This window comes from Streptomyces sp. NPDC032822 (assembly GCF_055578825.1).
This window is the reverse complement of the sequence record NZ_JBVIOL010000003.1, coordinates 530,266-543,081: the sequence shown is the minus strand read 5'-3', so window position 1 is coordinate 543,081 and position 12,816 is coordinate 530,266. Positions and strand designations below refer to the sequence as shown.

At 73.4% G+C, this 12,816-nt stretch carries 11 protein-coding genes; 6 read left to right on the top strand and 5 right to left on the bottom strand.

Annotation, left to right across the window (positions count from 1 at the left end; genetic code table 11):
- The first annotated feature begins 109 nt into the window (after positions 1-109).
- Positions 110-508, top strand: coding sequence for a hypothetical protein (locus tag ACZ5VD_RS11520; RefSeq protein ID WP_468549794.1), 399 nt, complete (start codon positions 110-112; stop codon positions 506-508).
- 166 nt (positions 509-674) lie between these two features.
- Here ACZ5VD_RS11520 and ACZ5VD_RS11515 read toward each other — a convergent pair whose 3' ends face one another.
- The 5 genes from ACZ5VD_RS11515 to ACZ5VD_RS11495 form a co-directional block, all read right to left on the bottom strand.
- Positions 675-1,265 (bottom strand): histidine phosphatase family protein, encoded by a 591-nt coding sequence (locus ACZ5VD_RS11515; RefSeq protein ID WP_468549793.1) that lies wholly within the window; start codon positions 1,263-1,265, stop codon positions 675-677.
- Between the two features lie 105 nt (positions 1,266-1,370).
- Positions 1,371-1,679 carry a hypothetical protein gene (locus tag ACZ5VD_RS11510; protein ID WP_468549792.1) on the bottom strand — a complete coding sequence of 103 codons (309 nt, stop codon included), beginning with the start codon at positions 1,677-1,679 and terminating at the stop codon, positions 1,371-1,373.
- 10 nt (positions 1,680-1,689) lie between these two features.
- Positions 1,690-2,562: a DUF3592 domain-containing protein gene (locus tag ACZ5VD_RS11505; protein WP_468549791.1), complete on the bottom strand. Its 873-nt coding sequence runs from the start codon at positions 2,560-2,562 to the stop codon at positions 1,690-1,692.
- Between the two features lie 123 nt (positions 2,563-2,685).
- On the bottom strand, positions 2,686-3,162 hold the full coding sequence (locus ACZ5VD_RS11500; RefSeq protein WP_468549790.1) for a hypothetical protein: 477 nt from the start codon (positions 3,160-3,162) through the stop codon (positions 2,686-2,688).
- Entirely contained in the window at positions 3,159-3,581 is a 423-nt protein-coding gene (locus ACZ5VD_RS11495; RefSeq protein ID WP_468549789.1) for a hypothetical protein, read from the bottom strand. The genes ACZ5VD_RS11500 and ACZ5VD_RS11495 overlap by 4 nt, the downstream gene beginning before the upstream one ends.
- A gap of 229 nt (positions 3,582-3,810) precedes the next feature.
- Here ACZ5VD_RS11495 and ACZ5VD_RS11490 point away from each other — a divergent pair, with 229 nt between their 5' ends.
- The 5 genes from ACZ5VD_RS11490 (at position 3,811) to ACZ5VD_RS11470 (ending at position 12,816) form a co-directional block, all read left to right on the top strand.
- Entirely contained in the window at positions 3,811-5,211 is a 1,401-nt protein-coding gene (locus ACZ5VD_RS11490) for a hypothetical protein (RefSeq protein WP_468549788.1), read from the top strand.
- Positions 5,211-6,593 carry a hypothetical protein gene (locus ACZ5VD_RS11485; protein ID WP_468549787.1) on the top strand — a complete coding sequence of 461 codons (1,383 nt, stop codon included), beginning with the start codon at positions 5,211-5,213 and terminating at the stop codon, positions 6,591-6,593. The genes ACZ5VD_RS11490 and ACZ5VD_RS11485 overlap by 1 nt, the downstream gene beginning before the upstream one ends.
- Before the next feature lie 3 nt (positions 6,594-6,596).
- Positions 6,597-9,599 (top strand): hypothetical protein, encoded by a 3,003-nt coding sequence (locus ACZ5VD_RS11480; RefSeq protein ID WP_468682073.1) that lies wholly within the window; start codon positions 6,597-6,599, stop codon positions 9,597-9,599.
- Between the two features lie 309 nt (positions 9,600-9,908).
- Positions 9,909-10,895, top strand: a complete 987-nt coding sequence (locus ACZ5VD_RS11475; RefSeq protein ID WP_468549786.1) for a hypothetical protein — start codon at positions 9,909-9,911, stop codon at positions 10,893-10,895.
- Positions 10,896-10,959: 64 nt separating this feature from the next.
- Complete coding sequence (locus tag ACZ5VD_RS11470; RefSeq protein ID WP_468549785.1) at positions 10,960-12,816, top strand: HSP90 family protein; 1,857 nt, start codon at positions 10,960-10,962, stop codon at positions 12,814-12,816.

The window sequence follows — 12,816 nt, the reverse complement described above, 5'->3', positions numbered from 1 at the left end:
CCGTGGGCCCTCTCGCGTTCTCCGGACACCGACGACTCGGACCACGGACATGACCCGTCGACCCAGCCGATTACCCGGGCACGAAGAAGGCGAGCAGCGGAGGACCCGAGTGGCCAGACAGCCCCAGCCGCGTCGCATCATCCTGGGTGGCCACGAGGCGGTCGCCCTCACCGTCCGGGAGTACGAGCAACTGATCGCGAGCCGACGCCAGATCGGCGGCCAGAGCGCGCGCGTCCGGGTGCTCGCCCAACAGGTGAAACGCACCGAACAGTTGGTGCGGGACCTGGAGACCCTCATCGGAGTTCCGGCCGACGACGGCCCGGATCCGGCCCGGACCGTGCCGGGCGAGTGCGCGGCCCTCTGCGGCACCGCCGAAGCGGACGTCGAGGGCGTGGGAGAGGCAAGGGGGGCGGGAACGGGCGAAGGCGCGGTCGAGGAAGTGGGCGGGGACTGTCTGCGCTGCGCGATAGCCGCCCTGCTGCGGCGCCACCGGGACCCGGCCTCGTAACCCGTCGACGAGGAAGGGCTGTTGCCGGACCCCGGACCCCCCGATCCCGGACCCCCCGACCCAGGGCCTCGGACCTCGGAGCCCGGAATCTGGAAACTTCGGCGGTCCGGCACCTTCGGCGGTCCGGCACCTTCGGCGGTCCGGCACCTTCAGTGGTCCGAAACCCTCAATGGTCCGGATCGGCCTCCGGTGGCCCCAACGGCCGTCCGATGCGCAGGTTCCAGCGGCCTGCCCGTCCGCTGATCTCGGTCGCCGTCAGGGGTGGCACGTCGAGACGCCAGAAGGCGGCCGGCGGCGCGTCCAGCACGTGAACGGCCGCGGCCCGTACGACCTCCGGCTCCACCACGGCGAGTGTGCGGCCATCCGTCTCGAGGGTGGCCTCCAGCCAGCGCCGTACCCGCGCGCAACAGCCGACCACCGACTCGCCGCCGTGGGGCGCGGACGTGGGATCGCCGATCCAGCGGGTCACCGCCTCCGGCTCGGCCAAGGCGACCTCGTCGAGGCTCCGGCCCCGCCAGCGACCCGCGTCCAGTCCCGCGAGGTCCGGTGCCTCCTCGCCGTCGAGCCCGAGAGCCGAGGCCGTCTCCCGGCAGCGCACACTGGGGGAGATCACGATGCGCCCGGCCCGGGGCAACGACCCGGCCGCCGAGCGGGCGCGTGCCGTGCCGCTGTCGTCGAGCGGGTCTCCGTCGTAGAAGCGGGCCTGCCGCAGTGACGGGCTCGACGCGGGCGAAAGGAAGATGACACGGCTGGTCACGTGAGTGTTCCTCCTGCTGCTGTCGCCTGCGCGGACGTCCGGGCGCCGACACCCGTGATCGGCGCTTGCCCAGGAGCTTAGTGCTCCGGCCGTAGACCATGATCTTCATGCGTGGAGGGTTGCCCGACGGCGATGGTGGCCGCGGCAGGCGCGGGCCCGGTGGCGTCGTTCCCGGGTGGTGCAGCTCAAGTCGCCCAGGTCGTCACGGCTCTGACCGGTATCCGCCCGGTGATCGACGGGGGCCTCGTCGCTCGGGCGCCACCGCAACCACACGTCGCCTCCGTCAAGCCGGTGGAGGATGTCCCGTTGGTCCAGGAACGTGTCGGCGCCGGCGGCCCACAGACTCGCATCCAGCATGCGGGCCACTTCGCTGTCCCGTTGCGTGTAGCTGATGAAGACGCGTCGGCTCGTCACGGAGGGGATGCTAACGAAGGGCATGCCAGGGGAGCAGGACCGTGCCGGTCACGACGGCCGTCGTTCCGGCGAGCAGCAGGATGATGATGAACCCGATGGCCCTCTCGTTGCCGCGGCGGTCTGCCGCGAGGTCGTGTGAGTAGACCCTCAGGTCGGAGGGGGCGTAGTGGAGGGTGAGCCGGCGGTGGAGGGACCGGCTCGGGTGGGGGATGCCGTCGCGGGACAGCACGGTGACCCGGGTGCCGTCGAGGGTGGTGAAGGTGACCACGGGGGCGTGGTTGATGATCTCGTCGCCCTCTCCGTCGGTGTAGACGTCCCTGGTGACGGCCACCACGCGCGCCGGGACGGCGACCGACGTGGCCAGCAGGTCGTCGCGGGCCCGCGCCGCGCGGATGTCGGGGCTGAACGCCGCGACGACGGTGACCCCGGCGCCGAAGCCGAGCAGCGCCCACGGGTAACCCCAGGCGACGATCGCGTGGATCACCAGCCCGATGTAGAGCAGGATCACCGTGCAGTTCGGGCCGGACCGGCCGTTCTTGTCCTCCGGACTGTGGAGCACGACACGGAACAGGTCAGGGCGCCCGCGTGGGTAGCGCACCTCGAACTCCCGGCCCACCCAGGCCTCCTCGACCGAGTCGCCGTGCCTGCCGACGTTCGACAGGGTGAACTCCCGCCCCGTGGCCGGGTCCTGGAAGGCGACCGTCACCGGAATCCCCGGCTCCTTGGAGGCGCCGTGCGCCGGCTGTCCCACCTCGACGATCCGCGCCCGCACCCAGATCGCCCGCTGAGCCGGGGTGAGCCCGGCCAGCGCAAGCCCGTAGCCGAGCAGTGCCAGGCCCGTGGGCACCACCCACCACAGCGCCAGCAGGTCGTACACGCTCATCCGAGTCCCGCCTCTCTTCGCGGAGTTCAGCCCGCCGGGCCAGGGCCGCCGCCGGTGGCCGCCCTGTTGACCCGCTGTCTTCGCCGCTGCCTCCGCCGCTGCCTCCTCGGTGCGCAGGCTCGCTCAGAACTCGATGCGGAAGAGGTTGCCGGACGGGTCGACCACGGCCTTGATCCGCAGGCCCACGCGCAGGGCGGGGTGTTTCGAGCGCTTCCAGGTCGTCTCGAACGTCGGGCAGCCCGGCGCGCGGATCCGCAACTGGACCAGGACGCCGGCCTGCTCTCCGTCGTCCCAGTCGGTCAGGTCGGTGACCTCCGCCGTCGCCGCGACCCCGTCGGCGTCCAGGCGCCGGTTGCTCTCGCGCTCGTAGTCGGTGTTCGCCCACAGGACGACACCGAGGGGAAGGCAGAGCACCGTGCACAGGATGCCCGCGATCAGCGGCCCGGCCCCCGCGGAGTCGGCGAGACCGGCGAAGGCCAGCACGACCGGCCCGCACAGACCCAGCCCCGCGGCGACGGCGTACAGGAACAGGGCTCCGTACGACCCGATCCCCGACACCTGTCTCGGCTCGGGGGCACCCCCGCCGGGCGTCGCGGTCACGGCGTCGAGCCGTCCCCGGCGTAGAGGTAGGAGCCGGGCCGGGTGGGGTCGGCGACCAGCAGGACCTGATCCCCGACGCGGGGGATCCGCAGCTTCGACACGAGGGTCTGGAGGGTGATCGGGGCGGCGTCCCCGGACGGCTGCAGGACCAGGTCGACGATCGGGTCGAAGTTGACCAGCTTGCCGGTGTCGCCGATCGACACGACGACGGCGGGTGTCGTCGGCGCTCCCGCGGCGAGCAACTGCTGTACGCCGATACCGGAGTGGTACGCGCCGATCGACTGCTGGACCTTCGCGAAGTCCTCCTTGCCGAGGACGGCGCGCGTGGCCCGGCCGTAGAAACCCTTGCCGCCGGCGACCTGGCCGGCGATCTCGGCGGCCCGCTCCTCGCGGCTCTTGCGCTGTCCGAAGATTCCCATGGTGTTCTTCCCTTCCGGTGATGTCAGGAGCAGGGGCGGCGACCGGCAGTCGGCTTCTGCCCCCGGCCTCGCCGTCCGTCTGATGAGGTGGACGCTAGGCGGCCCGCCGCGCCTACCGATCCCAGGTTCGTCGCCTGCCGATCCCGAACCCGTCGCCCACCGATCCCGGGTCCGTCTTCCACCGATCCCGGGGTCGTTCGCCCGTTTCCGGTCGGCGTACGCTCCTCACATGCCGCCGCCCCCGAGCCAGCCGACCGGCGAGCTCCGCCCCCGCGCCATGGTCATCGAGCACGCCTGGCGGGGTCTCGGGCCAGGACTGGAATCGCTGAGCGGCCCCGGCGGCGCACCGCTGACCCGGACGGTCAAACTGATCGTGCTGCCGCTGATCGTGAGACCGGCGCTGCGCCCCGAACTCGCGGTGGACTTCCTCGCACCGGAGCAGGCCGCCCACCTCGACGGGCTGATACGGGAGTGCGGTACGCGGCTCAGGGCGACGGCCCAGTGGTTCACGCTGCTCAAGAGGGCCCGCCGGGCACGGGGCATCGTTGCGGGCAACCCCCAGGACCTGTACTTCCAGCGCTGCTTCGAGCTCGCCACCGAGCACGGAACGCCCTCGGCCGGCGCGGACGCGAGGGCCACGGCCGTGGTCGAGGACGTCGCGGACACGGCCGACGGGCGCACGGTGGAAGCGCTGAAGGACCATCTGGCCGACGCCGCCCGGCGCTCCCGGCTCGACGCCGAACTCACCGCCGTCTGGGAGAGCCGCCCCGCGGCCTCACCCGACGACGCGGTCACGGCGGTCGCACTGGCGGCCGAGGCGCTGGAAGCCTGCGGTGCACCGGGCCGGGCGGCGACCGCACCACGGACCGCACCGGTGTACGCCGCCATGGTCGCGGCGGAACACGGGGGCCTGTTCGGTCGGGCCCTGTGGGCGCATCCGAGCGGTGTGTGGGGCCGGGGAGACCTGCCCGCACCTCTGGGGCTGACCGCGCGACAGGTGCCGCCGCGCCCCGAGGTCGGCCGGGGCGCCTCGACGGCCACGCTGCCCGCGCCGCTGGACCGCACACTCTTCGAACGGCTCTTCGTCGTGCTGCAGTCTTCGGCCCGCCGGGAGGAACTGCCGGCGGTGCCGGAACTCGTCGGGCGGGAGACCGGCCGCAGTTGCGCGCCGCTCGGCCTGTACGACGAGAGCCTGCGCGTCGCGCTGGTCCTCGGCGCCCGGCTCGCGGTCGGCCTCGACCCGCTGGGCACCGGGGACCCCGCGCCCGGGCGGACGGCCGCACACCGGGTGGTCAACGGCCGTTGGCGCCGGGAGGCCTCGGTCCTCCGCGCCCGCAGGATGACCGTGTCCCCTCGCCCCGACCCGGACGGCGGCGTCCTGGACGCCCTCGCCCAGGACCTCCGTACCCCCTGGGCCGCCTATATGCGGCGGTTGTGGGTACGGCTGCACGGGCGGGACGTCCGCGACGCACCCCTGGGGGACCTCGGCTCGGCCTGGGCGGTGCTCGACGGCGTCGCCCGCTCGGTGATGATGGACCACCGCGCCAGGGTCCGGTCGGCGCTGCGCACCCTGTCACAGGCGCCCGTGGCCGAGGCCCCCGTGCGGGCGGCCGAGCAGAGGAGCGCGTGATGGCGCGGGACGCTTCCAACGACGTTCACGTGGCACGGCGCGAGGACGGCACGATCCGGATCGCCGCCCCGCGCACCGGGGACGGCACGGCGGACGCCGCCGGGGACGCCACCGTGGATGTCACCCGGGCCGGCGTCGGGGACGTCGTCGTGGGACCCGACTTCACCCGGGCCGTCCTCGATGTCGCGGGTGCCGTGCTGACCTGGCCCGTTCTCGGCGACCCCGGCCCGCCGTCGGCGGAGGTCCATGACACGGGACGGGCCCAGCAGTGGCTGTGGGCGCTGTACGGCGAGCGCGTCGCCACCGCCGTCCACGACCGTGCGGCGGGAGAGCCGGCCGGCGTCCGGGTGGTGGCGGACTCGACGGCCCTCGCGGGCGCCGCCGCCCGGCTCGGCCTCGGGCACTGGGCGGCCCGGTGGTGGCCGGCGTCGTACACGGACGGCATTCCGGCGCTCGAACCGGGCGTCCTCGGACTGGAGTTGGCCGCGCTCACCCACCGTTGCCAGCAACTCTTCGACGAGGACGACGACCAGCCCGACGACTGCGTGGCCGAACTGATAGAGGAGCACCAGGGCGCGCTCGACCCGCTGATCCAGTGGTGGCGTGCGGCCCCACTGGCGGCGGACACGGCCCGCCACCTGGAGAGCGTCCTGCGGCTGATCGACGACGCGGCGGACAGCACCGGCCTGGACGGGCCGGCCCTGCGCCACCTCAGGTCGTCCCTGGACCGGCGTCGTCCGGCCGGTACGCCGGTCGACCCCGGCGTGCTGTTCGCCCGGCACGACGGCTACGCCCTCGCTGCGGGCGAACAGCACGCCGCGGGCGGCCGGGTGATCGCCCGGGGATCGGGCACCAACGACTGGCGCCGCTACCCGCCCGGCTTCGTCGACGCGGCCGAGGACGCGGTGTCCTGGACCGCCCGTGCGCTCGGCGCGCGGCGGCGGATCGAGGTCGAGGTCGTCGCGCACATCGCGGCACCGCCCGCCGGTGCGCCCCTCGTCGCGGAGGTCCGCGTGAACGGCGGCGGCCCGCGCCGGGTGCCCCTCGCGAGACGGGACGACCTGTGGACCGGCCGGGCGGACCTGGATCTGGACCCGGATCTGGGCCCGGGCCCGGAACTTGGGCCTGGCCTCGGTCTCTCGGCCGGGGCGACGCCGCCGCGTATCGAGGTCGGTGTCCTGCTGCCCGGCTTCGACCCGGAGGTGCCGGGGCCGCCCGGTGAAGCCGAGGGCCGTGTCGACCGTGACGCGGTCCGCGCCCTGGTCCGGCGGCGGCTGACCGCCGCGGCGCAGCCCCAGACGTACGACGTGTCGCCGCACGAGGCGTCCTGGGGACCGTTCCTCGCCGAGACCGCCGGCGCTGCCACCGCTGAGGACTACTGACGGATGCCGGACGACGACGTGACCGAGACCGGGACCGGGGATGTGACCGGGGCCGAGGGCGAGGGCGAGTCTGCGCCCGATGAGAGCGTGCCGGTGATGCGGCTGTACGGAGAGCCGTTCGACAGCGGATTCGCCGCGGCCGAACAGCACTATTTGGCGGCTGATCTCACGGCCGCCGGCGCCGTCTACGAGGAGTTGCTCGCCCTGGCCGAGTCCATCGAGGACTCACCGGATGTGCGGTTCCTGCGTGCGCATCTGCTGTCCGACCTCGCGATCGTCCGGCTCACGGCAACAGACCTGCACGGGGCGGAGGACGCCGTCGAGCGGTCCCGTGACCTGCTCGACGGCATCGCGTCGGTGCCGATGGGGCCGCGTGGCCGTCAACTGTGGCTGGAGATCGTACTGAAGACGCTGATCTCCCGGGCCGACCTGTTGCGCAGGACCGGGCGTCTGGACGAGGCACTGGCATGTCTCGACGAGGCGGCCCTCACCCTGCTCGAGTTCGACGATCCCGAGGGACTGCGCACGGCCGAACTCGGCCTGAACCGGGTACATGTGTTGATGGAGCGGGGCGAGTGGGGAGCGGCCGAGGAGCAGGCTTCGGCACTGCTGTCCACCACGTCGGCGACCCTGGAGACCGTGCCGCGACTGCTGGCCGCCCTCGGCCTGATCTGCGCCTCGACCGGGCGGTTCGACCCCGCCGAGGACTACTTCGTCCGCGCGGAGGACGGCTTCCGGGCGCTCGGGGACACCGGTGAGCAGCAGTCGCTCCTCGCGAACCGGGCGTACACCGCGCTGCGCCGGGGCGACTTCGACCTCGCGGAGCGGTTGTACGACGAGGCGTCCGCGATCTTCGAGCGGCAGCGGCAGTTCGGTGACCTGGCCGTCTGCGAACAGGGCCGTGCCGTTCTCGCCGGCCGGCGCGGCGACGCCACCGGCGCGGACGACCTGCTGGACGTGAGCCTGGCCCGGTTCGAACGCCTCGGCGCCTCCATCTCGGCCGCGGACACCATGCTGCTCGGCGCCCAACAGGCCTACGAGCGGGGCGACATACCCGAGCTGAAGCGGCTGGCCCAGGGGGCTCGCGACGTCTACCAGGCACGGGAGGTGTACGAGCGGTGCGCACAGGTCGATCTCATGCTCGCCAGAACCCTTGAGGACAACCTGAACCGGACGGACCACGGCGACCACACGTCGGAGTCCATCGGCACCGCGCTCTCCCTCGCCCTGCCCGCCGCCCTCGCCCTGGAGGCGGCGCGCTACGGCTTCGCCTCCGCCCACGCGCGCAGTCAGTGGCTGCAACTGGCGGACGAAGCCATGCAGTTGGTGTTCCGGCTCGCCGTGCGCCGACAGGACCAGGGGCTGCTCTTCGAACTGGTGGAACACCGCAGCGCGGGCGCCTCGCCGGCACTGGACCCCGCACCGCGGCCGCCAGGACTGCCGGGGTCGGTCCCGGACACCGAGTCGGTCTTCCCGAGCGCGGCCATGAAGGCGTACCCGCGCACCGACGGTCCGATGGCGCTCGGGGGTGTGGCGGCGGAGGCCGCCGCCTCCGTGGGCCTGCGCGTCGCGCCCCCGCCGAAGGTGCGGATGTCGTCGGAATCCGGCCGCGTCGCGCTCCAGGAGTACATCGCGGCGGCCGAGTTCCGGTATCACCGACGGATCGTCGACGAGGACGAGGTGCCGTTCTGGATCACCGACGACCTGACGAGCCGCCCGGTGGTGCAGGTCCGACTGGCCGACGCCGGCGACCTGTTCATGACGTGGACGTGGGCCGGCGGTGCCCGCGGGTTCGGCACCGGCCAAGGGCCCGGTGACGAGGTGGACCGCGCGGTGGGGGCGCTTGCCGCCGCGCTGCCCGGGCCGGGCGCGGGAGCGGAGGGAATGCGGCACGCGTTCGCCTCGGGCGCGATGGCCGACCCCCGTACCGAGCAGGAACTCGCGCGGGCACTGGCCGAGGCACTGTGGCCGGAGGGCCTGACGGCGCAGATACGCCAGGTGTCGCAGCGCGCGGGCCGCCCGCTGGTGCGGATCCAGCCGTCGCCCCGGGTCGCCCAGGTCCCCTGGGAACTGCTCGCCGTGGACGACGAGGTCCGCCTCATCGACCTGGCCGACGTGGTGACCACCGCACCCACGTCGCTGCGACGGCAGGATCCCGCCGAGCGCCCGACACCGGACGCGGCGGCGAAGGGGGCGGCGGACGCCGATACGGAGGCGGGCGGGGACACCGACGCGGTCGTTCTCGTCCTCGACCCCCGGATCCCCGGATTCCGGGCCGACTCCCCGCTCGGCTCGGTCCTGGGCCCGCCCGGCACCGACCCGCACCTGCTGTCGTTCGTCCAGAACCGTCTCGACGCGGGCCCCGTCCTGCCGTCCCTCGCCACCCCGGCCAAGGCGTTCCGCCGCACCGACCTGGACCGGGACTGGCTGAGCGGCGTGCTCCGCAAGGGGCCGCGCCGACTCGTGTACGTCGGGCACGTGAGCGGCGCGCCGGTCGAGGGCGGACAGAGCGAGGACGGCACCCTCCATCTGTGCTGCGGCCCGGACACCGCCGGTCTGGCCGAACCGGTCCGCACACACCGGCCGCTGTCGGCCAAGGACCTCCTGCTGGGCACGCTTCCGCTGCGGGCCGACGGCGAACCGGGTGCGCGGATCTGGCCCGCGCCGCCGAGGGTCGCCCTGATCGGCTGCGAGAGCGGTGGCGATCTCCGGTTCGCCGAGTCGTTCGGCCTGGCGACCGCGATGCTCCACAACGGTGCCGAGCTGGTCACCGCGACCCGCTGGGTGCTGCCGACCAGCTTCGCGTTCCACCGGCTGGGCGGCCTCTCCGAGTCTGTGCGCCCGCTGTCCGAGGCGGTTGTCGCCGTCGACGCCGCCCACGAGGACCACGACCCCGTGGAACGGCTCGGGCGTTGGCAGCGCGAGCAACTCGACCGCTGGCGAACCGACGGCCGGATCGAACACTCGCCTCTTCTGTGGGCGGCGATGACCTGCATCGTCGTGTGACCGCTCGGCGCTCCGCGCCCTCGGCCCGCCGCCCACTCGATCGATTGGCACGGGAATCCCCGTACGGCAGGGGGCGTCCCTGACAGAACCGGCCTGCCACCGGCTGCCGGTCTTTCTGCTGATCCGACACCTGGCCGACCCCCTGGACCCCGTTGCCCACCTCGGCGTCTTCGCCTGCTGGTGGTGAACGAGTGCGGTGCCCGACGGCCCCGGTCGGATGGGGGACCGGTGAAAACCCTGTGGAGGTGGTGTCGGTGGGGCCGTTTATGCTGCCCCAGACGATCACGCGGGACCAGGGGAGGGCGCGGCATGTTCGGCAAGCTGTTCGGCGGGGGTGCGGAGAGACCGGTGGCGGATCCGCACGCCGCTCCCGTCCCGCGAAGGCAGAGGAACGGGACGTACGTACTGCGCGCGCTCGGGGACGCGCGGGTGCTCGCGCTGGTGGAGGCCGCCGAAGCGGGCCACTGGGAGGCGGTCAAGGCGGCGCTGGCCCCCTTCGACCTCGGCCGCGACCACCAGGTCCTGGGTGAGATCGCCGAGCTGGACGGAGTGCAGGACTGGATCGGCGAGGCGGTCGCGGAGGACAAGGAGCACCGGGCGACGGCCCTGCTCATATCCGGGACGCGCCACATCAGCTGGGGCTGGGAGGCGCGCACCGCCGAGCGTGCCGTGAACGTCACACAGGACCAGTGGCGGGTCTTCCACGAGCGGCTCCACATCGCCGAGGAACAGCTGCTGGAGGCCGCCGAGTTGCGGCCGGAATGGGTCACGCCGTGGCGCAAGCTCCTCACCTCGGGGCGCGGCATGTCGCTGGGCCCCGCCATCACCGAGACCCGGCGTGACGCCGCCCTGCGCCGCGACCCGCTCGACCTGGAGACCCACACCGAGTGGCTGTCGCAGTTGCAGCCCCGCTGGGGCGGCGAGCCGGGCCAGGCCCTGGCATTCGCCCAGGAGGCGGCGGCCCGCGCCCCGCAGGGACACCGCCTGGGCTGCGTGATCGCCATGGCGTACATCGAGGAGTGGGTCGAGTCGGACCGCGGGGACTACCTCGAAACCCCCGAGATCCAGGCGCAGTTGAGGGAAGCGGCGGATCACAGCATCCTCCACCCGGCCTACGTGTGGCGCCCGGGCTGGCAGCACGACTTCAACATGTTCGCCATGGCCCTGTCGCTGGCCGGCGAGCGCCACACGGTCAAGCGGGTCTTCCGGACACTGGACGGCGCCTACACCAAGTGGCCGTGGACCTACTTCGCGGATCCCGAGAAGGCGTTCGCCCGCCACCACCGCCGCGCCTGAGCACCCGCCGGCCCCGGTGCCGCCCGCCCGCCATCCGTCGCCCCTCCCACTTCCGGACTGCCCGATGACTCTGCCCGACACCGCCGCGAACCAGGCCGGCGCCGACCGCACCTTCCAGGTGGATCTGCGCGGCCTCGTCGACCTCCTCTCCCATCACCTCTACTCCAGCCCCCGCGTCTACCTGCGCGAACTCCTGCAGAACGCGGTGGACGCGCTGACCGCCCGGGTCCGCCTCGAACCCGCCGTACCCGCCGACGCCTTCGGCATCCGCCTGTACGCCGACGGCTCGGTGGTACGCGTCGAGGACGACGGCGTCGGTCTCACCGAGGCCGACGTGCACACCTTCCTCGCCACGATCGGCCGCAGCAGCAAGCGCGCCGAGAAGATCGCCGAGCAACGCGGCGACTTCATCGGCCAGTTCGGCATCGGTCTGCTCTCCTGCTTCCTCGTCGCGGACGAGATCCACGTACTGAGCCGCTCCGCCGCCACACCCGACGCCTCCGCCGTGGAGTGGCGGGGACGCGGCGACGGCAGCTACACCGTGCGCACCCTGCCCGCCTCCGCCCGCCCCCGGCCCGGCACCACCGTCACGCTCACGCCGCGCGCCGACGCGGGCGAGTGGACCCGCCCGGCCCAGGTGCACGCGCTGGCCCGGCACTTCGGCTCCCTGCTGCGCCACCCGGTCACCTTCGACGACGGCTCAGGCGGTATCGGCGGCGCGGGCGCGCCCGTCAACCCCGAGCCGGCACCCTGGACGCGCACGTACCCCACACCGGGATCCCGCTCCCGGGCGCTGGCCGCGTACGGCGAGAAGGTCTTCGGGTTCACGCCGCTGGACACCATCGAGCTGGACCTGTCGGCCGTGGGCCTGAAGGGCATCGCGTGCGTGCTGCCCGAGACGGTGCCGGCCGGACGCCGCCACGGTCACCGCGTGCACGTCAAGGGCATGCTGCTGTCCGAGCAGGCCGAGGAGATCCTGCCCGAGTGGGCCTTCTTCGTCCGCTGCGTCGTCGACGCCGAGAGCCTGCGCCCGACGGCGTCCCGCGAGTCCCTGTACGAGGACGACACCCTCGCCGCCGTCCGTGACGCCCTCGCCGAGCGGTTGCGCGCCTGGATCTCCCGGGCCGCCGCCAGCGACCCGGATCTGCTCGCCCGCTTCCTCCAGGCCCACCACCTGGCCGTGAAGTCGCTCGCGGTGCACGACGACGAGATCCTGCGGATGCTGTTGCCCTGGCTGCCGTTCGAGACCACCGACGGGCACACCACTCTCGACGAGTTCGCGCGCACCCACCGCACCGTGCTCGTGACCTCCAGCGTGGAGGAGTTCCGACAGGTCGCGGCCATCGCCTCGGCCGCCGGACTCGGCGTCGTCAACGGCGGCTACACCTACGACCGCGAACTGGTCCACCGGCTGCCCGAGATCAGGCCCGAGGCCACCGTCGCCGACCTCGACCCGGAGACCCTCACCGCGCACCTCGACCCCGTCGACCGGGAGACGGAACTCGCCGCCGCGGCCTACCTCGCCCGGGCCCGTGACGCCCTCGCCGTCTTCGACTGCGACGTCGCGCTGCGCACCTTCCAGCCGGCCTCCGCCCCCGCCCTCCTCGTCGACAGCCGCGAGGCCCGGCACGAGCGGACCCGTTCCCAGCTCGCCCGTGAGCAGGAGGGCGGCCTGTGGGGCGACATCCTGGGCGCCCTGCGCCAGGAGGCCCCGCGGGCCCAGCTGATCCTGAACCAGCTCAACCCGCTGGTCCGCACCGCCGTCGCCATCGACGAGCCCGAGCTGGCCCGCACCAGCGCCGAAGCCCTCTACGGCCAGGCCGTGATGCTGTCCCGGCGCCCGCTCAGGCCCGCCGAATCGAGCCTCATCAACCGTTCCTTCCTCGACCTGCTCGCCCACGCCCTCCGCAAGGACAGCTGA